This is a genomic window from Shimazuella sp. NTD250, from assembly GCF_059510375.1.
In genome coordinates this window covers 134,825-159,183 of the sequence record NZ_JCAJZS010000004.1, presented here as the reverse complement: position 1 = coordinate 159,183, position 24,359 = coordinate 134,825, and the positions used below count along the sequence as shown (strand labels likewise).

Sequence of the window (24,359 nt, the reverse complement as noted above, 5' to 3'; positions counted from 1 at the left end):
ACAACCCAAACATTTGCCAATTTCGTTTGGAATAAAGATCAATGCGAGTAAGCATGAAGAGGGAGATCAAACTATGTCAATACAGAATCATGGAGCACCTCAACTCGATTTGTTTTCTTCTGACTTTAAAGGGAAAGCCTATTCTTTTTACGCAAAACTCAGGGGAGATGAGCCCGTTTATCGTTTTCTGCATCCTAACGGTCAAATTGCTTGGCTCCTTTCACGATACGAAGATGCACAGGCAATATTAAAAGACAATCAGCTTATTAAGAATCCATATGCAATGTTGAGCCAAGAACAGATAAACAAGATGATTCCTATGCTGGAAAGGGATATATTCATTAAACTTATGCTGAACTCTGATCCCCCAGATCATACCCGCTTGCGTAACTTAGTTCAAAAAGCTTTCACGCCAAAAATGATCGAGGAATTGCGTAGTCGAATTCAAGAGATCGCTGACACTTTACTAGATGAGGTTCAAGACAAAGGGAAAATGAATATAATCGATGAATTTGCTTTCCCTTTACCTATCATTGTCATTTGTGAGATGTTAGGAGTTCCTAGCGAAGATCGTGATCTATTCCGGGAATGGTCTGACACTCTAGTTGAGGCTGCTAACCTCCCCGAGAAAATGCGGGAGGCTCGCCCAACGGTTCAGTCTTTTATTCAATATTTGGGTCATCTGATTGGAGAGCGGCGAAAAGATCCAGCGGAAGACCTTGTGAGTGCCTTGATTCAAGCTGAGGAGGAGGGAGAAAAACTTACAGAAAATGAATTGTATTCGATGATTCTTTTGCTCATTGTTGCTGGACATGAAACGACGGTTAATTTGATTGGAAATGGTGTATTCGCTTTGTTGCAGCATCCAGAACAAATGGAAAAACTCAAGAGCAATCCTGAACTTATCTCCTCTGCGATTGAAGAAATATTACGTTTTTATGGGCCTGTAGAGTTAGCGACTAATCGATGGGCAGGTGAAGATATTCGGTTACAGGAGAAGTTGATACGAAAGGGAGAGATGATTGTAGTAGCTTTAGCTTCGGCTAACCGTGATAAGACACAGTTTCAAAATCCGGATCTATTTGATATTACGAGAAAAAATAACCGTCATCTTGCCTTCGGTATGGGGATTCACTACTGTATGGGTGCTCCGCTAGCACGACTGGAAGGTCAGATTGCCCTGCTCACTTTACTGCGCAGAATGCCTAATCTTCAACTGAATCCAGATGCTGAAACATTGAAATGGCGTCCCATTTATTTGATGCGTGGATTAATGGAATTACCAGTTGTGTTTTAATGTTTGGAGTAGATTCAGCTCTACGCAAAATGACCCCGACAGCCAAATCATATTCCAATCTACGAAAAATTGATAGTTGTGAATATCACCCTTATGCTAAGAAAGGAGTATCTTCCTGAAGATACTCCCCTGTTTGGTCTTGTTATAGGACTGCCGTACCTGCTACCCAGTCATAAACATTTTTCGTCTTTTTATTAATAAAAGGAGTTATTAAATATATTATTATTGCAAAGTTGGCAGCACTTAAGATCACTTGAATGCTGAGTACAGAAAAGTCAGTCGGAAGAATTAATCTCCATATGCTAAAGTGAGCAGCCTCCCAAGGAAGGAACTTGACAGCTGTTCGAAAAACGGATCGACCGATTCCAATACGCTTATCATCATGGTCAACCACACGGATACCCATTTTCCTTTTCCCGAATGTTCCTTGCCATTTAGAACATTCGCTCAAAATAAAAAAGCCGTCTTCCGACGACTCAAATCTATATTTTTTTGATTACATTCGGGAGCCTGGACAGTAAATAAACACTGACCAGACTTTGAATTGAGGTGACCGAGTCACCTTGTTGCGAGGGTCATGACTCGCCGTGACTGGTTGAATTGCCACAGCAACGCCCCCACTGTCGACAGGGGACGCAGTTGGGGTTCAAACAACCGCACTGCGTGATCATCAGAATGACCAGCTCAAGCTCCATGGTGACCTTCCTCAAGTCATCAGCACCACTGTGGGGTACTGTATAATTTCATTATAATGCAAAACTAACTATTAAAAAAAGATATCCTGTATGAAAATAAATTATCTATAAAAAGGTTCTTCTTTGAATGAAAATAGAAATAGACCCATCCCATGATGAGCCTAATCAAGTTTTCCACTAAAACCATCGTTAAGTATGGACATCATGCCTCATCTTTTTCTTTACACCTTAAAACCTTCTCAAACTCAACGATATTATTTTCGGTTTGGCTTAATCCAGAGCGGTATTGATCTGTCGCTTGTTTAATCGCCTCATTTGCTGTATCCATGCTGGGATACGGTCCGATCAACTGAGGCGGGATACTGAGCGGTGTAGGGCGATGATCATATACAGCAAGATAAACGTAGTCGGGTGGAGTTTCTGCAATCGTTGTTTTCAACTCAGGAAATTCCTCATACGCCTCATCTTTTGTTAGGATTTTATACGTTTTTTCCGTAAGGGATGAAAACCTACCCATCGATCCAGCTCCTTTGTAGCGAACATGCTTTAAACAGATTCTACAATACATAGCAGATCTCCTACTCTTCGCTGGTTGGATGCGCATAGGCATCATAACTCATCCCGAAAATCGTGGTTTTCCCATCGCGTAAATCTACTAATTTTAAGTCCAGTAGATCTATTTCGATCTTCTTTGCTCCATACTCTGCTGGGATTTCAATGATAATCTTCGCCAGTGACTTTTTCTCTTCTGATAACCTCTTATCTGATCTTTCCACATAGCATTCCATTTTCATCTCGGTTGGATTTAATAAAAATTCATGAACGTGATAAAATCTATACCTTCTATCTTGCTTTAAATCTCGAACGTACTGTTGTACGGAACATTCTTCACCTTCCACAATAAGCCGCATCGACATTTCTCCATTCCTCCTTATGATAAGTGATTCCCTGTTAATAGTTTATGAGTATTATAAAAATTCAGCAAATACTATCTTTATTCATTTAGATGCTGCTTATTATGTAAATAATTGCAATATATCTAATAATTCTGGTAAGATGAGCAGAACAAAATTTACCAATAAACTGTTCTATAAAAGGATGGATGAAAAATGAGGAGAGATATCGTCGGAGCGATTTTAACAAAAGAAAGAAAGCGCTTAAAATTAAACCAGCAAGAAGTTGCTGATAAGATGGAGTTAGGGAAGACGACCATCAGCTATATGGAAAGAGGACTTCCCACTGTAGGCGATGACCGCTATATACAGTATTCACAATTTCTGGGGATAGCGGAGGAGTTATTTGGAGTGGTGGATGAAGCTACAGAAAGAGAACGATTTGTTTTGGAGGAACTGCTTCATATTGAGGATATTGTAATGGGTAATCCAGATGAGGCTTTGCTTCTATTGGAAGAATTGGATGTGGATATGTTTCAAACTGCGAGAGTTTTTGCTACTTTTTTAAAGGGAAGAATTGCTTTTGAACTCCAAAAAAGAGAAGAATCAAGAGCACTGTTCAAGCAAGCATTACTTGGTTTAGATGAATGCACAGACTTAGCCCATTCTAATCTACACGCAATTTGTTTAAACGATCTAGGACGTTTAGCTTTTTATGAAGAAGACTACCAATCAGCACTAGAACACACGGAAAAAGCTATTGAAGCATTTGATGATAAGTATGAAAGAACCTATTACAAGCCTTATCTATATCTCAACAAAGTAATTTATTTAGAAGAATTAGGGAGAGATGAAGAAGCATGTAGGGAACTAGAAATTCTTTATAAACACATTGACAAATTTAAAGAAAATATTGCATCTGTCATTCAGATTCATGAACGGTATGCAGCACTACTCTTAAAATCAGGACAACCCTTAAAAGCGTTAGAATACGCTAAAAAAGGACACCAACTAGCTAGAAAAAATGAAGAGCATCGAAGATTATTTTCGATATGGACACTTATAGGGAATATCCATGTTGCTTTAGGTGGATTTCAAGAAGCACAAATTTGCTATAGAAAAGCTCTTGCTTTTTCTAAATATGTTTCCGATATCCCAGATCGTATAGGAAGAACCCACCTTAACTATGGAAAATTATTAATTTCATTAGGAGATAACCAAAAAGCGGAGCAACAACTTTTAAATGCAATTAAATTTTTCAGAGAAGTAAAAAGCAAAGAAGTGTATTTAATAGAAACCTTAATTACACTTGGTCATTTGAAAAAGGATAAGCATCTATTTCGGGAAACAGATAAAATTATGTCGAATGATGAGAGTATTCATGGTGTGTCTGTTGACATTTTTCTGAAAATATGTGATTTTTATGAGAGTGAAGGTAACGAACAAAAATTTAAACATTATCAAAACTTGATGTATAAGAAATTGAAGGAGGGCTTTTCAAATGACAATGTATGGAGATGGAGATCCTCTAGGTAACAATCATCTTGAAAATGATGACGATCCAATGGGCAAAATCATATAATAAAATTCAACCAATAAATAGCATTCCTTCTAATTAGACAAAGTCAATACCTTATCCAAGGAGGAGTTGGCATGATCTTTCACGGAGGCAGCAGAAACGACGGCGATCCAGCACGTAAAAACAATTAAGAGAAAAACTAATAATATATCATCCCCTCTAATGAGACTGGGTTCTGTTTAGAGGGGATTTTCAATAGTAACTTGAGATCGTTCACCTAATATAGAGTTTAGAATATTGCCGCAATGACTTGCACAATTTGAAAAAAGTTTTCCGGAGGGTTGAATCAGATGATTATCACTAAACTAAATCAAAATCTGATACAAGACGTAGAGCAACTAATGAGACTAGGCTCCCCGTTTGTCCGTGCACGATCACAGTCCGATTATTGGCTATATGCCCACCTTTTCGCCTCGTCATGTCTAGTCGCGATATGCGAAGAACAAGTCATCGGAGTAGTTATCGCTTTTCGAAGTCAGGAGAATCCCAGTGAAGTATATGTTCAAGATTTAATGATTCATCCAGAGCATCGCAAAAAGGGGATTGCAAAAGAGATTATGGCTAGAATTCGGGCAAGAGCCATAGAGTGGGGTTGTGCTCGTCTATGGCTGACATCGGAGGCCGAGAATACAGCTGCGCATGCTCTTTGGACAACCATGGGATTTCGGAACATAGCAGGGGATAAAGTAGTCCATGGTGTATCTGTAAAAACTGGATTTAAAGGCCGTGGTAAGGATCGTGCAGTCTATGAACTTTCTCTGCAAGATGATAGATAAGGTATAGGGATGTTGAGTTGATCAAGCTCCAAAAGGAATCTCTTTATATAAAATTGAACTTAAGAGCAGTTTCGGATAGCGGACGAAATGATGGTAGTCAAGCAAGTATAAATAATTAACCCAATAAATTAAACCAAAAAACACTCTACTTTGATATGAAGTGCTTCCATAATAATCTGTATTCAAGTTTGTACAAACTAGATAAGAGCAAATAATACAAGTCCTCAAAAAAGTGGATTTCCTTCTTAGTAAACATTGTAAACACATATTATTCTGTATGGTGATATACTCTGCTTGGAAGGATTTTTTTATTTATAATCTTCAGTATCATTTTAGGAAAGTGAGAGAGGACAGATTGAAAGAAGCAACAACCAAAAATCCGTCTGCCTCAGAAAGCCTTTGGTGGAAGGACAATAAAACATATGCCATGCTATTGGCGTCCATCTTGACAATTGTTTGCATGTGTCTAAGCGGTATCCTGCGGGGTTCCTTCCCTTTCGGTGATATCACCCGAAGCGTTAATGACTTAGGGAACCAATTTGTACCCGTACATACTTACTACTGGGATTTACTGCATGGCAAAGCAGAGGGCGATCTGTTTTTCAACTGGCGAAGTGCATTTGGGACAAGCCTCTATGCGGATTTTGTTACTTATTTAAGCAGTCCATTTGAATTATTGGTCTACTTTTTCCCCCGAGATAAAGTCAATCTTGCAGTATATGTCATTACACTGCTTAAATTAGCCTCTGCTGGAGCAGCTATGAGTTTTTATCTGTCTTCTTGGAAAAAAGGATCTTGGGCATTTGCTGGATTGTTAGGTGCTTCTTATGCACTCTGTGGATGGGCAGTCGATGACAGTGCTTTTGTACCTATGTGGTTAGATGGATTGATCGCTTTTCCGCTCATTTGTTTAGTCGGGCATTGGACACTTGAAGGAAGACGCATTTATTTGGGGATATCTTTGGCAGCTCTCTGTTGGATCGCAAACTTTTACACGGCATATATGGCTACGCTCGGAGCTGTCATCGTAATTCTCATCCGGATGTTTACGATGGAAATGACAGCGAAGCAAAGAGGGATGGTGCTTCTTCGTGGTGCTGGGAGGCTGATACTTGGTATAGGAATCGCTTCTCCTCTCATCTTCCCGATCCTAAAAGCGACTTCTATCGCGCAGCCTACTTTGACCAAACCATTTGAAGCAGTACCATGGACGCATCTGCTCTCACGATTATTCCCTGCTACAGAAGGGATTGGATTAAGTCCCAGTATTTTTGTCGGCACACCAGCTCTTCTGCTAGCACTTGTCTTTCTCTTGCAAACGAACACAGCCTTGCGTACAAGGTTGATTTGGTCAATAACAACCTTAGTTGTCCTGCTGTCGTTTCAGTGGAACCCAACACAATTACTTTGGCATGCTTTTGCCAAGCCAAATGGCAGCTCATTTCGAGAGGCATTTATCTTTTGCGGTCTCTTGACCATGCTCGCTTGGATGGCTGTCCAGCATTTGAAAAAGACCAACCTTCTGTCTTTACTAGGAGCCAGCCTCCTATATGGACTGCTCATGGTGATTACCCGGAAAAGTCCACTGCTAACAGATATTACATTTGCCCTTGTCGGGGCAGTAGCCGTTGTCACCATCGTTGCACTTGGGATGATCTTGTTTTCCCTTTCCAAACAAACATATATCTGGGGAGCAATAGCTGTCTCTTTGATCATACTTGGGTTCGCCACAGAATCTTCTCTATCGTCTGTGGTGGTAGACCAAATTCGGTATAAAAGATTCACTTCCACTCCTGAATGGGGAAGCTGGCATGATCAAGTCAGACAGCAGATCGTTGCAAATCAAAACTGGCCAACCTACCGGACGGAAACCGGGACAGCTTTCATAGCCAAAAATGATCCTTGGCTTTTAGGGGGACAAGGGATTGTCTACTATAGCAGCTTAACGATGAAAGATACAACAAAATTGGTTACAGATTTAGGATTTGGCTGGGATCGATGGGGCAGAGGATTACTCAGCATGGACAATGAAGTTACAGATGCCATTTTCTCTGTTGGCAGAAGAATCATGACAACTGTTGACTCAGATGGTTCCATTCAAGTACATACAAAAAAACAAGCAGTTCCCCCACTTGTTACCGTACATGCAAATATGCCTGTTACTACCAAGCCAACATCAAATGTTTTTCAAAACCATGAGTTATTTTTAGGGACGAACATATATGATATCCCAAAACCGAAGTTCATCACTTCAAAAGATACAGCTCCAGTACGTCAAACCAAAACAGCATATATCCTATCAGCGCAAACCAATGGAAAACCGGGCACTTATACCCTACAGACTGCTTGTAAACCTAGGTCGATTGTCTATCTGTATACCCCATATCTCTATGGAAATGCGAGACTTACGAATCAGCAAACAGACGTAAAAATGCAGGGTTCAAACGCCTCTATTCGCTCACCTATCGTGAAACTAGGAAAAACACCTTCTACTGGTCAAATAGCTGTTATCCTCCACACCTACCGAGGTGGTGAGATGGGAAAACAACCGATTGCTTGTATGGATCAATCAAAATTCGATCGTACAGTAACACATTTACAAACAACAGGAGCCACTCGTGTGGAAGCATCGGCTCACTCCATCACTGCGACATTGCCCAAGGGAAGTACGGGTTCAGCTATTATTTCCATTCCCAATGCCCCGGGCTGGAAGTGTTCTAGTGGGAACGGAGAAGACAAGCAGCCAAAAAGTTTTTTGGGCCTGATTCGTATACCGATTGAAAAACATACAAGTTCCATATCATGTGAGTACACACCACCCGGATTATGGACAGGGATACTCTTAGGACTACTATCACTTGTGATTATTTTGCTATTACCTTTGCGCAAGCATATCATCCATTTTAAACGAAAGAAATGAAAAACAGTCCAAACAGAGCATTTTCTCTGTTTGGACTGTTTTTATCCGTCAATATAAATAAATCTTAGGGATGAAAATTTGTCATTGAACTCTTTAGGCAAACTGGCAATTTTCCCACCTTTAATGAGTTTAGTTCCAGTTTTTCAAACCCCTTTATTTAAACTCTTTTATATAGGCAATTTTGTTTAAAAACAATAAAAGCTGCTACTTACTTAATTTGAATGGACGTAATTTTGTTATCAAACATACGAGGTATACTGCCCTCACTACAAGATTTGTCTACCAAAAAACTTCCTTCCGCACCTTTATAATTAGCATCATTATAAAATATCATCTTCTTACCTGGTGCCAATTTCACCTTGAAAGAAGATGTTTTATTATCAAATTTGTATTTCTTCAAATCCTTCACACTATGGCAAAACGACACTGATTTCCCTCTGAAATTTTTGTATTGATACAACGTGAAACAATTTTTTGATGCATGAGCTGGAGCTGCATGAGTATAACTTGGTAATGCAACAGCACCGAGTAATGCAAGAGCGAATACAAAAGCAATAATTTTTTTCATTTCTACACCTCTTTCTTTAAACTCTTATATATTATAAGACTATTACAGTTAAAAATAAATTCAAAAAAGTAAAATAAGTATGACTATAATTACTTAAATCCTCTACGTAAAATAAAGTGACTCTGGTGTAAATTCGTCAACATATTGACAATATTATCTTTATCTATATAATAAAAACGTATAAACTTCATATGGTATCCTTCGGGGCAGGGTGAAAATCCCGACCGGCGGTGATGGTTATTTAACCTCAGTCCGTGACCCGAGTTGGCATGTGCCAAAGCGGTGGATTCGGTGCGATTCCGAAGCCGACAGTATAGTCTGGATGGGAGAAGGATAAGGAAACAGAGCAAAAAAATGATGTGTACTTGCTCTTGTTTCGATGTGCTTTTTTTCTACGTAAAAAAAGCCTGTTTCGTTATGAAATCAAACCCCCGAAAGCAAAGTCTTTTGGGGGTTTTTTATGTCCCCGAAGACCAGCTGAAAGTAAAGAAAAAGGAGAATTATTATGCAAACACGCAAGCTGGTCCTAATGTCTGTTTTAACGGCAATTGCATTACTCATGCAGTATCTGAATTTCCCATTACCACTTTTTCCTTCATTTTTGAAAATCGATTTTAGCGAAATTCCTGCGTTGATTGGAGCCTTTCTCTTTGGCCCACTTTCTGGCGTGCTTATTGAGTTTCTCAAAAATGGATTGCATTTTCTCTTGTCAGGAAGTGAAACCGGTGCTGTCCCACTAGGACAAATGGCCAACTTTGTCGCCGGCAGTCTCTTTGTGGTCACATCTGTAGGGATTAGCAAAAAGATCACGGGGCTCAAAGGTATGATCATCGGTACAACCATCGCAACTATCTTGATGACCGTATTGCTAACCATAGCCAATTACTTTGTCATCTTCCCTTTGTATAGTTATTTGATCAACTGGACAGTCACAGGTGAAGCAAAAAATATACTAATATTTTACGGAGTAGCTCCATTTAATCTCTTAAAAGGTGTCTTAATTGGTGTGTTATTTATCCCACTCTACCAAAAGTTATTTCCAATATTATCTCTACAAGCAAGAAGATAACATTGCATTTTATGTGAATTAGCCTCTCAGATCTGAGAGGCTTTGTTATTCTCCTCAAATTGTTTAAAAGTGTCATCTAACTTTAATCACCAACACAAGGGCTTTGACATAAAAAAAGCATCCCATCAAGTTGTCTTTCTTGATCAACTTTTGGGATGCACATCTTTTATTTTTGTAACCGCCCGCTTACTTGTTCCTTCCAAATCTTGATACGATGACACTTCTACACTTCCTAACTAACCCTCTACCAAATCCATACTATCTGCTGGCTACGTGTGGTTTCACTTCAGGTTTTACTTCTGGATGCACTACATCTTGAGGCTGAACATTTGGAGCTACCAAAGGAGCTACTTGTGGCTTCACTTCAGGCTTTACTTCTGGATGTACAACATCAGCAGCTTGAGGTTGTACATTTGGAGCTACTACAGGTACTACTGTTGGTTGTACATTTGGTTTCACTTCAGGATGAAGAACATCTGCATGGGAGATTGCTGGTAGAGCTGGGATTGCAAATCCAATTGCTAAAGCAGAAACCGCAATAAATTTTGTGAATTTTTTCATATAAAACCACTCTCCTAAATTTAATTGTTTTCATTTCGTATCCTGACGGTGACACTACACTTTAAACAAAAATTATCTGCCGGCTACGTGTGGTTCAACTTGAGGTTTTACTTCTGGATGCACTACATCTTGAGGCTGAACATTTGCAACTACGAATGGTGCTACTTGTGGCTTCACTTCAGGCTTTACTTCTGGATGTACAACATCAGCAGCTTGAGGTTGTACATTTGGAGCTACTACAGGTACTACTGTTGGCTGTACATTTGGTTTCACTTCAGGATGAAGAACATCTGCATGAGAGATTGCTGGTAGAGCTGGGATTGCAAATCCAATCGCTAAAGCAGAAACCGCAATAAACTTTGTAAACTTTTTCATATTAAACCACTCTCCTAAATTTAATCGTTTTCATACCTATATGGCTTCGGTGATACTTTCTAATCTAAATCAAAATTATCTGCCAGCTACGTGTGGTTCAACTTGAGGTTTTACTTCTGGATGTACAACATCTTGTGGCTGAACATTTGGAGCTACCAAAGGTGCTACTTGTGGCTTCACTTCAGGCTTTACTTCTGGGTGTACGACATCAGCAGCTTGAGGTTGTACATTTGGAGCTACTACAGGTACTACTGTTGGTTGTACATTTGGTTTTACTTCAGGATGGATAACATCTGCATGGGAGATTGCAGGTAGAGTTGGGATTGCAAATCCAATTGCCAAAGCGGAAACTGCAATAATTTTTTTAAAATTTTTCATATAAAACCACTCCTAAAATTTAATTGTTTTAATTCCTAACTTGATTATAGCAGGCGAAACCATAGAAAATACAAGTAATTGTGAATAAAAATCAAAAAAATCAAATTTTCACTAATAAATATTTAATTACATTTAATATTATTTTTTTAAAAATAATCATTTATTTTTTAGTATTTTTCTTTTGATAAAGATATATTTTATTCTAAATATGATTGAAAATATTTCTAAATCGGCCTAAAACCAGTAAACGACTACTGAGAACAATGGAATAAAAAAAAGACCGATATCTATTTTAATCGGCCTGTTACTTTACACGATTTGGTTTGATCGAGAGATTGTATGAGAAGTCTGCCCTGCTTCCATTTAAATTTTACCTAGGATTTGAAGCAGTCATGAAATTCTTTTCTTTCCAAGTGCGGTTCAAATACATACCAACATATAAACCACTTGCTGCTGCCTGTGAGAGGGAATGGGTAACACCTGAGCAATCTCCAACTGCATACAACTGGGGTATATTTGTTTCAAAATAGGAATTGGTTGTCACTTCTGTTGCGTAAAACTTGGCATCTATCCCATAGAGCAATGTATCCTTATCAATCGGTACACCTAATAGCACTTCTAAACAACTCATAAATTGTTGCAGCATATGAAGATATAAGTTTGGAACTTCTTGAAACAAATTTCCCCCATCCGCATCGAGCGTTGGGATGACGCTATTTTGCTGAATGGCAGAGAGAGAAGTGGCTTTCCCTGCTATAAAATCTCCCCACCGTTGCACGACTATGCGATCTATTCCTTGATTGATTCGTTCAATAACCGAACGAGCATAACTGTCTGCTTCCCCAGTGGTGGAAAAATAACGAGGAACAAACAAAGTGAAGTTCAAATTAGAGGTAGCCCCATCTCCTCGCTCCCGGTAATTTTGACCATCCGGCATGACCAATCCTTCTTGGTACTTGCGGATAATCCTTCCCTGGGGGTTCATGCAATACGTAGCAGCAATATATTCTCCTGCCTGATAAACGAGTTTCGTTTCAAATGTATCCTGTAAAATGGAATGAAATTGCTCTGCTTTCATTTCTACTCTTATTCCAAGATCTAAACGAGTTTGGCTGGGAGTGATTCCAAATGACTGCCATATCTGATTCAGCCAATCTGTACCTGAACGGCCAGTTGCGATTACCACTCGATCCGAGAGAATCGTTTCTTGAGCTGTAGAGATAATAAATTGATTTTTTTGTTGATAAATCGAAGTAATATCACACTGAAAGCGAAAATCAATCTTATTTTCTAGGTAATCATATATTTGTTGAAGTACTTCGATTGATAACTTTGTCCCCAAGTGCCTCACTTCTGTAGAAATCACCTTTAAACCTGCTTCTTCTGCCCGCTGGGACAGCTGAGGATCATAAGTAGTATAGGCATGTACTTTGTTCCCTCCAAATCGGCATAAAGTTTCATCTACTCTGTGCATCAAAGACCGAAATACCTCTGATCCCACCTTCTGCTCCAACTGACCTCCAAAACCATTGGAATAATTAAATTTACCCTCTGATTTCCCCAACCCGCCAAAACCATAGTAGGTGTCACAGACATCACAATTACAAGGATTCCCTTGATTCTTTGGACAAGATAGTCGATCTGCTAACTTTTTTCCCCGATCCAACAATACTACTTTCTGACCGCTGCTTGCTAATTCATAAGCTAGAAAAACTCCTGCTATCCCTGCTCCAATAATCGCTACATCGTACAAAGTTTTGTCTCCCCTCTGAAACAGAAAGACCATCTATCCGAAGTGACAGATGGTCTTAACTGTTTTTTCTTAAGAATTACTTTTGATCATTGCTTTTTCACCAAGCTTGCATTTTAAAGCTGCTGCGACAAAATCGCGGAATAATGGCTGCGGGCGATTTGGACGGGAAGTAAATTCCGGGTGGAATTGAGAAGCTACAAACCAAGGATGGTTTTTGTATTCTACAATCTCCACGAGACGTCCATCTGGAGAAGTACCAGAGAAGACATACCCTGCTTGCTCCATTTGCTCCTTGTATTGATTATTAAATTCATAGCGATGGCGGTGACGTTCATAGATTAAGTCATCATGGTAAGCATTTGCAGCTAACGTTCCTGCTGTTATTTTACAAGGATACAAACCAAGACGCATGGTTCCACCTAAGTCTTCGATATCTTTTTGTTCTGGAAGCAGATCGATGATAGGATAGGCTGTATTTGGATCGATCTCAGAACTATGTGCACCTGCAAGGTTCAATACATTGCGGGCACCTTCAATACACATCAACTGCATTCCCAAGCATATACCGAGGAAAGGAATTTGCTTCTCTCTAGCAAAACGAGTAGCGATAATTTTTCCATCGATACCACGATCACCAAAACCGCCAGGAACCAGAATCCCATCAACATCTCCAAGTAATTTTGCTACATTCGCGTCTGTTACTTCTTCCGAATTTACCCATTTGATGGAAATATCACTATTGCTTTCAAAACCAGCATGTCTCAAAGCTTCAGCAACACTTAAATAAGCGTCAGGCAGAGAAACATATTTCCCCACAATCGCGATATTTGTTTCATGTTTCAAGTTTTTCACTTTTTGAACGAGTGCTATCCATTCAGTCATGTCAGCAGGACCAGCATTTAACCCTAAGTGACGGACAACAATTTCATCCAATTTTTCTTCTTGAAGCATAAGTGGCACTTCATAAAGGGTATCTGCGTCGAGAGCTTCAATCACCGCTTCACGATCAATATCACAAAATAAAGCAATTTTCCGTTTCATTTCTTCGGATAGAGAGTGCTCAGAACGGCAAACAATCACATTTGGCTGAATTCCAATACTGCGAAGTTCTTTAACACTATGCTGCGTTGGTTTTGTTTTTAGTTCTCCACTTGCTTTCAACATGGGAACCAATGTGCAATGGATATACATCACATGCTCACGACCAACTTCACTTTTAATCTGACGGATTGCTTCGAGAAATGGAAGACTCTCAATATCTCCGACAGTACCTCCGATTTCCGTTATCAAGACATCTGCTCCAGATTCTTTGGCAGCACGAAAAGCACGGTCTTTTATCGCATTTGTGATATGTGGAATAACTTGAACAGTAGCACCTAAGTAATCGCCGCGGCGTTCTTTATTAATGACACTTGAATAAATTTTCCCTGTCGTTACATTACTGTTTTTGCTGAGATTAATATCAATAAAACGCTCATAATGGCCTAAATCTAAATCCGTCTCTGCTCCATCATCGGTAACAAAAACTTCCCCATGCTGATAAGGACTCATTGTCCCAGGATCGACATTTAAGTATGGATCGAACTTTTGGATTGTTACTTTTAAACCACGATTTTTAAGTAATCGCCCTAATGAAGATGCAGTTATACCTTTCCCTAAGGAAGAAGCCACTCCACCAGTTACAAAGATATACTTGGTCATGTTCATATCCTCCCATTTGCTATGATTCCCAATAAAATAGAAAAAACGCCCTCAGTATGAGAGGCGTTTCGTATTTCCACAGTTATTCGCTCTTGTGGAGCCCAACAAGTATTTTATAGAAGGAACTATGCTTTGTCAATAAAGCATTTGCGTGTTCTAATATTCTTCTTCTTCCTCTTCTTCTTCCTCTTCTTCTTCGTCGTTTCCAAAACCATTGACATCTTCTTCGTCATCATCAAAATCGTTATCGCTCTCTAATTCGTCGATTTCATCGGTGAAATCATCGTCATCCGAACCAAATAGGTCATCATCATCCAATTCAGCGTCGTAGTCATCTTTCACATTTGCAACGATCGCAGAATCTGTAGACTGTTCGATTGGATACCAATGTTTTAGACCCCATAAACTTCTTCCAACACAAACAAAACGTCCATCAATATTGATCTCCGTATAGAGTTGAGCGATGTATTGCTCGATATCCCGCTTGGTAAACCCCTTTCGATTTCCCACTGAATCCAAGATATTGCGATAAAGTTGAGGTTCTCCTAATGATTTCAAGTGATCATATGCTAAATCGACCATAGCCGTTTCGCGAATTTTTTCTGTTACATTTGCCATTCTCCGCTCATCCCCTCTAAATAAAGCTCGTATCACCTATTGTATCCAAATTGGGAACCAAGTCAAACTAGATGTATATAAATCCTCATAAAGAAAGATGATAGGACTTTTTGAAACTTTATTCCAAGCCCATCTTACCTGAAATCATCAGGATATTTCTACCCGACTATTTGAAATTTGATATCCACATTTCTTTAAAAAATTGTACCCAACCACCTCTATTCACATCATCCTAAATAATCACCATCTCAAAACAAAAAATGAATTGATTGATTTCACCCTAAAACGAATTTCCTCAGTTAACAAGAAAAAAGAGAGCCAAATACAGCTCTCTCATTCAAATACAACAGCATTTCATATTCATACATGAAATTAATTAAAACTACAGCCACCTAAAAAATTAGGAACCATTTCTTTTTTCCATCAGGTATTCATACTTGAAGTGCAAAAGTTCGACTGCTTTGATAATATCCTTATCAGACTTCAAATATATAGATACCCAATTCGAATCAGGAAACATGTGATGAGGTTGTGCAAGTCTGGCGGCTACTGCTTCCTCTCGTTTAGATTTTGGCAAGAGTAGATCAACCAGATAATCCCCGTGCAAATGCCCAATTTCTTTTCCTTCAAAAAGGAACTCAATTCCGCCAAATCGGTGAGGTCCAACCTTTACTCCAGGCCATGAAAGTAATTCATCGACTAGGACTTCCCTTCGAGCGATTGTCATCTGGTCATTCACCCTTTCTGATCATCCAGATTTTCGTTACTCCATAGCAAATCCACCATTTACTGGCGTATACGTACCAGTCACGAATTGGCTGTCATCACTAGCAAGGAATGCAATTACACCTGCAATATCACTGGGCTTCCCGATGCGGCGCAGGGGAGTAAAGCTGCTGATTGCTTGTTTTACTTGATCAGGTAAAAAGGCTGTCGCATCCGTTTCCGTTGCACCAGGGGCAACAACATTAGCCGTAATCCCCATCGGACCGAACTCATGGGCAATGTATTTGGCAAACGTGTCCACTGCACCTTTTGCTGTTCCATGGGCCAACATCCCGGAATCCGGATATTTTCCTAAACCAGCTGAAATATAAATAATTCGTCCGTATTTTTGTTCGCTCATGGAAGATATCACCGCTTTTGTCATAAGAAATGCCGATTTCAGTTCTTCATTTACCTTCTGGGAAAAATCGTTCCAAGTCATCTCAGAAAATGGCAACATAACAAAGGGAATATTTGCATTATTCACCAGAATATCAATATGACTGGAAAACGTATCTCTTGCAAACGACACAAGAGCGTTGACCTGTTCTTCATTTCGAACATCCGCTTGAAAAGCGACTGCCTCACCACCAATTGCACGTATGTCTGCCAAAACTTCCTCTGCTGCCTCTTTATTTCTTAAATAGTTTACGACTACCTTCGCACCACGTTGAGCTAGTAATTTTGAAACAGCAGCACCTATACCACGCGCACCGCCCGTTACAATCGCTACTTTGCCATTCAGATTCATTTTTTCATTTCTCCTTTTTTGGTTCGATTGGTCACTCTCATACTAGATTTTATTTCAACCTTTTCAACCAAGAAGCAAGAGCTTTCCCAACCTCATCAGGTGCATCTTCCATTGGATAATGAATTCCCGGCACCGTGACTTCTGTCTGTTCAGGCCAACTGCGGCAAAAATCCAAGTGAGATTGTGGAGTTCTTCCTTGTTCTGTATGAAGGAATAGTTTTGGAATAAGAGTGTGTATCTCGTTTTATTGTTGACTTATCTACCATTATTTATGTTGTTACCTGCAATCCTTGTTTTGATGTAACTCCTCTCTCTAATTAGTTGACTAGTAAACTATATAGAAAGCATACTGTTTTTTTGTTGATTAGTCAACTAAAAAATCATAAAAAAAAGAGAATTATAGAGTATGGTGTTTAGGGACCAATGAAACAAGAAACTAGAAAAAATATTACTGGCAATAAAATAACTAAGACAAAACGACGATTATGTCGTGTTAGCAGTATAGGATTTCAAATAATGCCAGTAAATAATATTACTACAAGAAATTGTCTTCCTAAATTTATAGCAAATCGTCCGATATCCATCATAACGAAAGAAGTTAAAAAATCTATAAACGGAAGAATCAAATAAACATTAACATGGTGACTATCGGAATTGGAGGACAAATTCACGTGGGGTGAGCCCTACTATACGTTTGAAATGGCGGTGTAAATGACTTTGATCACTAAAACCTAGCGAGACAGCAACTTCATAAACAGGTTTTCCAGTGAGTAGCAATTTTTGTGCCCTGCGTATTCTTTCCCGAATGATATATTGATGCGGCGAGAACCCTGTAGCCTTTTTAAATAGCCGTGCTAAATGAGAAGCACTTATATTTGCAGCTGTGGCAATTTCATCTAAAGTAATATCTTGCTCTAGCATTTCGTGTATATATTCTAAGGCACGGTTTAATTGATTGTGAGCGAGTTGCTGAGGACTCGATCTCAGTTGTTTAGAAGTTGTGCCATAATGATGAAGTAAATGAACAACCAGCATATGAATAAGCGAATCTGTATATATTTTTCCACCCAGGCTGTTATTTTTTAAATCCTCGAACAACCACTGAGCGAACTGAACCACACGCTCATCACCTAATCGAATATACCTTCCGAAATCCATGGTAGTGCTCCCAAGAGGAAACTCCAGTTCAGCAGAGACCTTTTTGATCAACGAAGGTGGCAAATCGAGTCGGAGAAAAGAAAGATCTTCTTCCCATCTACAAAAAGACATGTCACCAGCTGAAAAAATGTTGATGTCATTTGGTTTTGCTACCCCTTCTTTGTGATATCCATCTGCTTTCTCCAAGACTCTTACAGCTTTAGGAGTGGTATGAATAACGATCAAATGATCGGATAACGCTGGTTCAAATGCTTCTTGTGGTGATACACCTTTCCAACCAGACAATTTTATAAAAGACGAACCAAAAGCATCGCTAGATATAATAGGAGTATTCGGCAAAATAAAACCTCCAATGAGAGAGCATTTTATACCAAATCAAGATTGTTTTGTACAAGAAATAAACGACTACCTTTCTATAAAATAAGCTTAACACAACAAAAGGTAATCATGGAGGTACAAGAAATGAAATATACTCGACTCGGACAATCTGGATTAATCGTATCGAAACTCGCATTTGGTGCGATGACTTTTGGCACAGGAGATATTCCAAGTGTATATAAAGTAGCAGAAGAAGAAGCGCAAAGAATGGTAGACAGAGCTCTGGATGAAGGCATTAATTTTTTTGATACAGCAGATGCATATGCTGGTGGACAAAGTGAAGAAATGTTGGGCCGCCTCCTTCGTTCACGTCGTAAAGAGACAATCATTGCTACGAAAGTCGGGAACCGTGTTGGTTCAGGACTTACTCAAACAGGATTATCCCGCAAGCATATTTTCAATTCTGTGGGAGACAGTTTAACTCGATTAAACACGGACTATATTGATTTGTATATCGTTCATAAAACAGATCCATTCACTCCACTTGAAGAAACATTAGAAGCACTAAACGACCTTGTCCGCCAAGGAAAGGTACGTTATATTGGCTTTTCGAACTGGCCTGCATGGATGGCTGCACAAGCATTTCAAATGCAAAAGGACCGTGGATGGGCAACATTTATAAACGGTCAAATGTACTATTCCTTGATCGGACGGGATATTGAACATGAGATTACACCTTTCATGCAAAATAGTGGAATTGGCCTTACGGTTTGGGGTCCATTGGCTGGGGGATTCCTAAGTGGCAAGTATACACGGGACAATCTAAATGATCCAAATAATAGATTGAGTGGCTTTGATCTTCTCCCTCATGATAAAGAATGGGGCTTTACCGTCTTAGATACCGTCCAAGAAATTGCTAAAAAGCATGAAGTAACAGCGGCACAGGTGTCCATCGCATGGCTGTTGGCCCAATCACATGTGAACAGTGTATTGCTCGGAGCTAGTAAAACTTCTCAATTAGCAAATAATTTAAAAGTTGTAGAACTAGAATTAACAGAAGAAGATATCGCAAAACTTAATCATTTGACCCGTCCTCAATCTCTTTATCCAAACTGGTTTACAGAGATACTCTTAGATACACAAGTTGTAGAGGCTCTCAAATAAAAATCCATAGGAGGTTGAAATGAAAACAGTAATGGTAATTGGAGCAACTGGGATTATTGGTAGTGCAGTTGCTCAGGCTCTTGAAACGAAAAAATATGAAGTAATACGTGTGTCACGCAGAGGAACGATTAAAGTAGATTTAGAAGATCCATCCTCGATTGAGACTCTTTTTGCATCTGTTTCTAACATAGAAGCAATCGTAGTCACAGCGGGAAGTGGCACGTTGAAACCATTTGCACAAATTACAGAAGAAGATTTCACAAATGGTATGAAAAGTAAGGTGTTGGGACAAATTGCTCTCTTACAATGTGCTGCCAATCATTTACTGGATGGAGGGTCGATCACCCTAACAAGTGGCAATATGTTCGAGAACTTGATTCCAGGAAGTTCGGTAAGTGCATTTGTGAACAATGGACTTAATGGGTTCGTTCGTGCTGTGGCTTCAGAGCTGCCACGAGGAATCCGAGTCAATATTGTCAATCCAGGCTGGGTAAAGGAGTCACTGGAGGGAATGAGTTCGAATGTCCGAAGGAGCTTAGGTTTAGAAAACGTAATGGGAACCGCTGCAAGTGAAGTGGCACCAGCATATGTTGAGTCCATTGAAGGAACGGCACAAGGAAAAATAATCACACCACAGAACGGTAAACAATGAAAGGTCTTTAGGTTGTTAAAGTATATTCCATAGGTTATTTCAACAATTTAATCCGAAAAGTTATAAATTATCAGGAAAGAAAGCAAATTTTCACTACAATAGGAAAGTGAAAATTTGCTTTCTTTGGGTTAGACGTAGGTTCATAGATGTAAAGCTAGAGCGTCGGCAGAAATAGTTTTACCCAGACAATGGATTAAAAGATTTTATTGCCAGCAACGTTTATTCCAGTTTCTTATTCCACTACTCCTCAAAATATATAAATTTCCCTTTTTTCCTTTTATTTCATCTAATTCACACCGTTAATTATTGGTTATCACTAAGATTTTCTTTTTCTGAAATATATAATTTTATGTAATTATGATAAATTAAAAGTAAGAAACAAACAGTCACCCGCTTCTAGATGGGAGCAACAAATGCGCATGCTTACCAGCATCGTCCCGGCCGTCGCTGGAAGCATTGGGTTCATCGCTCCAGCCTTCCAGTGCTTCAAGTCCATACGACAGGGCAAAATAGGGATAAAGTTCCGGTCAGGGAAAGTCGTCGAGAACAAGGACGGCTCAACCAAGATATTTGGGCCCGGCACCCACCCGAAATGGCCTGTCATCGACAACATCAGGACGATCTTCGTCAATCACACGAAAATCTATGACCCTCAGGTCGTGCTGCTTCGAGATAACACTCAGTTTGAGGTGAGGGCGAGCGTCCAGTATCAAATCATCGATCCGCGAAAGGCATTGGTGGAGATCGAAGACGTTCAAACGAGTCTGGAACATCTGTGTATGACCAAGGTACAAGAGGTACTCTCGGTACGAACATTGGAGACCCGAGAGAAGGTTGCCGACGCATTGTTGGCAGCTGTAGAGGAAGACGCTAAAAAATGGGGCGTCGAGTTCCAACGCTTCCATATCATCGACTGGCACGGTGTCGGGAACACGGACAAGATCATGTCGATGAAACCGAGAGCAGAAGCCTCTGCCAAGGGATTCAAGGTGTTCTTGAGGACATTGTTCTCTAGGTAGCCCCCTGTCGACGAGGACAACTGCGTAAGTGAACATTTACATCCCTCAAAGATCGGTGCACTGGGCGGGATCGAGGAGTCCTGGCTTCTCTTCCGTTCAAAAAGACCTGATCTCCATCCGCAAGGACAGAGATCAGGTCATCGCTTGTTTACATATTTCTTCGATACTGTCCACCAACTTCATAAAGTGCTTTGGTAATTTGCCCAAGTGTCGCTACTTTAACTGTTTCCATTAATTCTGCAAATATATTACCATTTTGATTTGCTGCTTCTTTTAATCTTATAAGTGCTTTTTCTGCTTGCTCCTTGTGTTTTGCTTGAAAGGCGAGTACATGCTCTACTTGCGACTTCTTCTCTTCTTCTGTAGCCCTTGATAATTCCATTTTTATCTTGTCAATCTTAACCTCAGGGTTCTCAAATGTATTGACTCCTATAATCGGCAGTTCTCCACTATGTTTTTTCATCTCATATAACATCGATTCTTCTTGAATTTTACTCCGTTGGTATTGTGTTTCCATCGCTCCGAGCACACCGCCACGATCACTGATCCGCTCAAATTCTTGTAAGACAGCTTCTTCTACGAGGTCGGTAAGTTCATCGATGATAAACGAGCCTTGGAGGGGATTTTCATTTTTGGCTAGACCTAATTCTTTGGTAATAATCAGTTGAATTGCCATCGCTCTGCGGACAGATTCTTCCGTTGGTGTTGTTATCGCTTCATCATAAGCATTGGTATGGAGGGAATTACATTGATCATAGAGTGCTAGAAGTGCTTGAAGGGTAGTCCGAATATCGTTAAAATCAATTTCTTGTGCATGAAGAGAGCGACCTGATGTTTGAATATGGTATTTGAGTTTTTGACTTCGTTCATTTGCTTCATAGAGCCGTTTCATCGTGACTGCCCAAATTCGTCGAGCTACCCGGCCGATCACTGCATATTCTGCATCTAAACCATTACTAAAGAAAAAGGACAGATTGGGAGCGAAATCGTCTATTTTCATCCCTCTACTCAAATAGTATTCTACATAAGTAAAAGCATTGGATAAAGTAAAAGCCAACTGAGTGATCGGATTTGCCCCTGCTTCGGCGATATGATAACCACTTATACTGACAGAATAGTAGTTGCGAATCTGCTGTTCGATAAAATACGCTTGCATATCCCCCATCATTTTTAACGCAAATTCGGTTGAGAAGATACATGTATTTTGTCCTTGATCTTCTTTTAAAATATCTGCCTGCACCGTACCTCGAACTGCTTGCAGGGTAGAGGTTATGATGGCTTTCTCTTCTTTTCTAGATGGAGCACGATGATGTTCTTGCTGAAATTTCCTGAGTTGTTGATCGATCGCCGTGTTGAGATACATCGCAAGAATGATCGGAGCAGGGCCATTGATGGTCATCGAGACACTTGTATTGACTGCACATAAATCAAAACCAGCAAATAAAGCGTGCATATTGTCCAATGTGCAGATACTCACCCCAGATTCTCCTACTTTTCCATAAATATCTGGTCTTTCTGCCGGGTCTTCTCCATATAGGGTCACACTATCAAAAGCAGTGGATAACCGTTTGGCCTGATCATTTTTGGATAAGTAGTGAAACCGACGATTGGTTCGCTCGGGTGTCCCTTCACCAGCAAACTGCCTTTTTGGGTCTTCGTCCTGCCGTTTTAAGGCAAATACACCAGCAGTAAACGGGAAATACCCAGGGAGATTTTCTCTGGATAACCAACGCAGCAAATCCCCTAAATCGCGGTAAGCAGGCAGGGAAACCTTGGGAATTTTACTTCCTGCAAGGGTTTCTGTGTACAAAGGTGTAGTAATTTCGCGATTTCTCACTTTGGAAATAAGGTTTTCTCGTTTATATTTTTCTACGACAGCCGGCCAATCTGTAAGCATTGTTTGATTTTCCGCCTTCAGCTCATTCCAAAGTTCTTGCTTTTTCTGTTCTAATTGGTCTATATCAGGAAGTAACCTTTTTACACCTTCCAGTTGATACACTTTGGTCGCAATATTCGCTTGTTCCTCTGCTTCCTGATGATACTTACGAATCGTAGAGGCGATTTCCCGGAGATAATGCATTCGTTCCGGAGGGATAATGGAACTTTTGCGCTGAACATTTTCGAGTTGAATCGCAGTAGATTCCCATTTGTCCGGTTGTTTTTCGTTCATAAGCGTGAGTAAAGCGTGATAAAAACGATTGACCCCTTGATCGTGAAAATGACTAGCCATCGTACTATATACAGGCATCTCATCGATAGAAGCATCAAACTGTTCCCGATTTCGCTGGACTTGTTTTTTTACATCACGTAAAGCATCTTCTGCACCTTTGTGATCCGCTTTATTAATCGCGATGATGTCGGCATAATCCAGCATTTCGATCTTTTCTAATTGAGAAGGAGAACCATATTCAGCAGTCATGACATAAACCGAAAGATCGCTGATGGGTACAATATCGGCATTTCCTTGACCAATACCGCTTGTTTCAACGAGGATGAGATCAAAATCAGCATATTGTAATACATCAATCGCGCCTTCGATCGCACTGCTTAGTTCTGATCGCGCTTGCCTTGTAGCTAGACTACGTAAAAAGATTTGCGGCTGATAAATCGCATTCATCCGGATGCGGTCACCAAGCAGTGCCCCGCCTGTCTTCTGTTTAGATGGGTCAATCGATAATATGCCGATACTTTTATCTGGGAAATCTTCTGTAAACCGACGGACGATTTCATCTGTCAACGAGCTCTTTCCTGCTCCACCGGTGCCTGTAATCCCAATAACCAATGCTCGTTTCTTCGCTTTTGGGACTATTCCCCCTTGTTCGACATACGTTATTGCCTGGGAAATAGCATAGTCACCGGATAATGATTGATCACTCCAAGCCGTTCCTCTTACAATCGGTTGATCCGTTTCTTCGATCATCCAATTGATCATGCCTTGGAGTCCTAGCTGTCGACCATCTTGGGGTGAAAAAATCTTTGCTACACCATAAGATTCCAAAGCCTCGATTTCAGCAGGGATAATTACCCCTCCTCCGCCGCCAAATACTTGAATATGATCTGCCCCTTTTGCCCGAAGCAAATCCATTAAATAGGAAAAAAAGGCAACATGCCCACCTTGGTAAGAAGAAAGCGCAATACCTTGAACGTCTTCTTGGATTGCAGCTGTCACAATCTCCTGCACAGAGCGATTATGCCCAAGGTGAATGACTTCAACCCCAGACGCTTGCAACAATCGACGAAATAAATTGATCGAAGCATCATGTCCATCAAATAAACTTGCAGCAGTTATAAAGCGGATTGCATGCTTTGGAAATCGTCTGACTTGTTCCATACCCAAATCACATCCCTT

22 protein-coding genes and 1 riboswitch are annotated in these 24,359 nt (G+C 40.0%); of the genes, 8 read left to right on the top strand and 14 right to left on the bottom strand.

Annotated features, from left to right (window positions below; genetic code table 11):
• Positions 1-73: 73 nt before the first annotated feature.
• Positions 74-1,297: a cytochrome P450 family protein gene (locus AC5WOF_RS11595; RefSeq protein ID WP_496050119.1), complete on the top strand. Its 1,224-nt coding sequence runs from the start codon at positions 74-76 to the stop codon at positions 1,295-1,297.
• 142 nt (positions 1,298-1,439) lie between these two features.
• On the opposite strand, the gene AC5WOF_RS11590 is transcribed toward AC5WOF_RS11595, so the two are convergent.
• From AC5WOF_RS11590 to AC5WOF_RS11580, 3 genes are all read right to left on the bottom strand, one after another.
• Positions 1,440-1,748, bottom strand: coding sequence for an RDD family protein (locus AC5WOF_RS11590; RefSeq protein ID WP_496050118.1), 309 nt, complete (start codon positions 1,746-1,748; stop codon positions 1,440-1,442).
• Positions 1,749-2,194: 446 nt separating this feature from the next.
• Positions 2,195-2,509, bottom strand: a complete 315-nt coding sequence (locus AC5WOF_RS11585) for a hypothetical protein (protein ID WP_496050117.1) — start codon at positions 2,507-2,509, stop codon at positions 2,195-2,197.
• A gap of 61 nt (positions 2,510-2,570) precedes the next feature.
• Positions 2,571-2,909 (bottom strand): hypothetical protein, encoded by a 339-nt coding sequence (locus AC5WOF_RS11580; protein ID WP_496050116.1) that lies wholly within the window; start codon positions 2,907-2,909, stop codon positions 2,571-2,573.
• 192 nt (positions 2,910-3,101) lie between these two features.
• On the opposite strand from AC5WOF_RS11580, the gene AC5WOF_RS11575 reads away from it, so the two are divergent.
• The 3 genes from AC5WOF_RS11575 (at position 3,102) to AC5WOF_RS11565 (ending at position 8,160) form a co-directional block, all read left to right on the top strand.
• Positions 3,102-4,421, top strand: a complete 1,320-nt coding sequence (locus tag AC5WOF_RS11575; RefSeq protein ID WP_496050115.1) for a helix-turn-helix domain-containing protein — start codon at positions 3,102-3,104, stop codon at positions 4,419-4,421.
• A gap of 333 nt (positions 4,422-4,754) precedes the next feature.
• Positions 4,755-5,240: a GNAT family N-acetyltransferase gene (locus AC5WOF_RS11570; RefSeq protein WP_496050114.1), complete on the top strand. Its 486-nt coding sequence runs from the start codon at positions 4,755-4,757 to the stop codon at positions 5,238-5,240.
• Positions 5,241-5,595: 355 nt separating this feature from the next.
• The gene (locus AC5WOF_RS11565) at positions 5,596-8,160 is read left to right on the top strand and encodes a YfhO family protein (RefSeq protein ID WP_496050113.1); all 2,565 of its coding nucleotides are present in this window, start codon (positions 5,596-5,598) and stop codon (positions 8,158-8,160) included.
• Between the two features lie 208 nt (positions 8,161-8,368).
• Here AC5WOF_RS11565 and AC5WOF_RS11560 read toward each other — a convergent pair whose 3' ends face one another.
• A complete protein-coding gene (locus AC5WOF_RS11560; RefSeq protein WP_496050112.1) occupies positions 8,369-8,728 on the bottom strand; it encodes a beta/gamma crystallin-related protein in 360 nt (119 codons plus the stop codon).
• Between the two features lie 193 nt (positions 8,729-8,921).
• A riboswitch (FMN riboswitch) is annotated at positions 8,922-9,066 on the top strand.
• Between the two features lie 167 nt (positions 9,067-9,233).
• Here AC5WOF_RS11560 and AC5WOF_RS11555 point away from each other — a divergent pair.
• Positions 9,234-9,797 (top strand): ECF transporter S component, encoded by a 564-nt coding sequence (locus tag AC5WOF_RS11555; RefSeq protein WP_496050111.1) that lies wholly within the window; start codon positions 9,234-9,236, stop codon positions 9,795-9,797.
• Positions 9,798-10,055: 258 nt separating this feature from the next.
• Here AC5WOF_RS11555 and AC5WOF_RS11550 read toward each other — a convergent pair whose 3' ends face one another.
• The 9 genes from AC5WOF_RS11550 to AC5WOF_RS11510 form a co-directional block, all read right to left on the bottom strand.
• Positions 10,056-10,358 (bottom strand): hypothetical protein, encoded by a 303-nt coding sequence (locus AC5WOF_RS11550; RefSeq protein WP_496050110.1) that lies wholly within the window; start codon positions 10,356-10,358, stop codon positions 10,056-10,058.
• Between the two features lie 72 nt (positions 10,359-10,430).
• Positions 10,431-10,733 carry a hypothetical protein gene (locus AC5WOF_RS11545; protein WP_496050109.1) on the bottom strand — a complete coding sequence of 101 codons (303 nt, stop codon included), beginning with the start codon at positions 10,731-10,733 and terminating at the stop codon, positions 10,431-10,433.
• A gap of 75 nt (positions 10,734-10,808) precedes the next feature.
• Positions 10,809-11,111 (bottom strand): hypothetical protein, encoded by a 303-nt coding sequence (locus tag AC5WOF_RS11540; RefSeq protein WP_496050108.1) that lies wholly within the window; start codon positions 11,109-11,111, stop codon positions 10,809-10,811.
• Between the two features lie 370 nt (positions 11,112-11,481).
• On the bottom strand, positions 11,482-12,864 hold the full coding sequence (locus AC5WOF_RS11535; protein WP_496050107.1) for an NAD(P)/FAD-dependent oxidoreductase: 1,383 nt from the start codon (positions 12,862-12,864) through the stop codon (positions 11,482-11,484).
• A 69-nt stretch (positions 12,865-12,933) separates the two neighbouring features.
• Complete coding sequence (gene pyrG, locus AC5WOF_RS11530; RefSeq protein ID WP_496050106.1) at positions 12,934-14,565, bottom strand: CTP synthase; 1,632 nt, start codon at positions 14,563-14,565, stop codon at positions 12,934-12,936.
• Positions 14,566-14,721: 156 nt separating this feature from the next.
• A complete protein-coding gene (gene rpoE / locus AC5WOF_RS11525) occupies positions 14,722-15,183 on the bottom strand; it encodes a DNA-directed RNA polymerase subunit delta (protein WP_496050105.1) in 462 nt (153 codons plus the stop codon).
• A gap of 400 nt (positions 15,184-15,583) precedes the next feature.
• Positions 15,584-15,910: a luciferase domain-containing protein gene (locus AC5WOF_RS11520; RefSeq protein ID WP_496050104.1), complete on the bottom strand. Its 327-nt coding sequence runs from the start codon at positions 15,908-15,910 to the stop codon at positions 15,584-15,586.
• 36 nt (positions 15,911-15,946) lie between these two features.
• A complete protein-coding gene (locus AC5WOF_RS11515; protein ID WP_496050103.1) occupies positions 15,947-16,699 on the bottom strand; it encodes an SDR family NAD(P)-dependent oxidoreductase in 753 nt (250 codons plus the stop codon).
• A gap of 645 nt (positions 16,700-17,344) precedes the next feature.
• Positions 17,345-18,196, bottom strand: a complete 852-nt coding sequence (locus AC5WOF_RS11510; RefSeq protein WP_496050102.1) for a helix-turn-helix domain-containing protein — start codon at positions 18,194-18,196, stop codon at positions 17,345-17,347.
• Between the two features lie 123 nt (positions 18,197-18,319).
• Here AC5WOF_RS11510 and AC5WOF_RS11505 point away from each other — a divergent pair, with 123 nt between their 5' ends.
• From AC5WOF_RS11505 to AC5WOF_RS11495, 3 genes are all read left to right on the top strand, one after another.
• Positions 18,320-19,339: an aldo/keto reductase gene (locus tag AC5WOF_RS11505; RefSeq protein WP_496050101.1), complete on the top strand. Its 1,020-nt coding sequence runs from the start codon at positions 18,320-18,322 to the stop codon at positions 19,337-19,339.
• Between the two features lie 19 nt (positions 19,340-19,358).
• Positions 19,359-19,991 carry a short chain dehydrogenase gene (locus tag AC5WOF_RS11500; protein WP_496050100.1) on the top strand — a complete coding sequence of 211 codons (633 nt, stop codon included), beginning with the start codon at positions 19,359-19,361 and terminating at the stop codon, positions 19,989-19,991.
• A 413-nt stretch (positions 19,992-20,404) separates the two neighbouring features.
• Positions 20,405-21,010, top strand: a complete 606-nt coding sequence (locus tag AC5WOF_RS11495) for an SPFH domain-containing protein (RefSeq protein WP_496050099.1) — start codon at positions 20,405-20,407, stop codon at positions 21,008-21,010.
• A gap of 148 nt (positions 21,011-21,158) precedes the next feature.
• Here AC5WOF_RS11495 and icmF read toward each other — a convergent pair whose 3' ends face one another.
• Positions 21,159-24,341: a fused isobutyryl-CoA mutase/GTPase IcmF gene (gene icmF / locus AC5WOF_RS11490; protein ID WP_496050098.1), complete on the bottom strand. Its 3,183-nt coding sequence runs from the start codon at positions 24,339-24,341 to the stop codon at positions 21,159-21,161.
• Positions 24,342-24,359 lie beyond the last annotated feature (18 nt).

What these genes read in the sequence shown, in the direction of transcription:
- AC5WOF_RS11575 (WP_496050115.1), top strand. Translation starts at nt 3,102, where the DNA reads ATGAGGAGAGATATCGTCGGAGCGATTTTAACAAAAGAAAGAAAGCGC.
- AC5WOF_RS11585 (WP_496050117.1), bottom strand. Translation starts at nt 2,509, where the DNA reads ATGGGTAGGTTTTCATCCCTTACGGAAAAAACGTATAAAATCCTAACA.
- AC5WOF_RS11555 (WP_496050111.1), top strand. Translation starts at nt 9,234, where the DNA reads ATGCAAACACGCAAGCTGGTCCTAATGTCTGTTTTAACGGCAATTGCA.
- AC5WOF_RS11495 (WP_496050099.1), top strand. Translation starts at nt 20,405, where the DNA reads ATGCGCATGCTTACCAGCATCGTCCCGGCCGTCGCTGGAAGCATTGGG.
- AC5WOF_RS11505 (WP_496050101.1), top strand. Translation starts at nt 18,320, where the DNA reads ATGAAATATACTCGACTCGGACAATCTGGATTAATCGTATCGAAACTC.
- AC5WOF_RS11520 (WP_496050104.1), bottom strand. Translation starts at nt 15,910, where the DNA reads ATGACAATCGCTCGAAGGGAAGTCCTAGTCGATGAATTACTTTCATGG.
- AC5WOF_RS11580 (WP_496050116.1), bottom strand. Translation starts at nt 2,909, where the DNA reads ATGTCGATGCGGCTTATTGTGGAAGGTGAAGAATGTTCCGTACAACAG.
- icmF (WP_496050098.1), bottom strand. Translation starts at nt 24,341, where the DNA reads ATGGAACAAGTCAGACGATTTCCAAAGCATGCAATCCGCTTTATAACT.
- pyrG (WP_496050106.1), bottom strand. Translation starts at nt 14,565, where the DNA reads ATGACCAAGTATATCTTTGTAACTGGTGGAGTGGCTTCTTCCTTAGGG.
- AC5WOF_RS11595 (WP_496050119.1), top strand. Translation starts at nt 74, where the DNA reads ATGTCAATACAGAATCATGGAGCACCTCAACTCGATTTGTTTTCTTCT.
- AC5WOF_RS11560 (WP_496050112.1), bottom strand. Translation starts at nt 8,728, where the DNA reads ATGAAAAAAATTATTGCTTTTGTATTCGCTCTTGCATTACTCGGTGCT.
- AC5WOF_RS11545 (WP_496050109.1), bottom strand. Translation starts at nt 10,733, where the DNA reads ATGAAAAAGTTTACAAAGTTTATTGCGGTTTCTGCTTTAGCGATTGGA.
- AC5WOF_RS11540 (WP_496050108.1), bottom strand. Translation starts at nt 11,111, where the DNA reads ATGAAAAATTTTAAAAAAATTATTGCAGTTTCCGCTTTGGCAATTGGA.
- AC5WOF_RS11515 (WP_496050103.1), bottom strand. Translation starts at nt 16,699, where the DNA reads ATGAATCTGAATGGCAAAGTAGCGATTGTAACGGGCGGTGCGCGTGGT.
- rpoE (WP_496050105.1), bottom strand. Translation starts at nt 15,183, where the DNA reads ATGGCAAATGTAACAGAAAAAATTCGCGAAACGGCTATGGTCGATTTA.
- AC5WOF_RS11500 (WP_496050100.1), top strand. Translation starts at nt 19,359, where the DNA reads ATGAAAACAGTAATGGTAATTGGAGCAACTGGGATTATTGGTAGTGCA.
- AC5WOF_RS11550 (WP_496050110.1), bottom strand. Translation starts at nt 10,358, where the DNA reads ATGAAAAAATTCACAAAATTTATTGCGGTTTCTGCTTTAGCAATTGGA.
- AC5WOF_RS11570 (WP_496050114.1), top strand. Translation starts at nt 4,755, where the DNA reads ATGATTATCACTAAACTAAATCAAAATCTGATACAAGACGTAGAGCAA.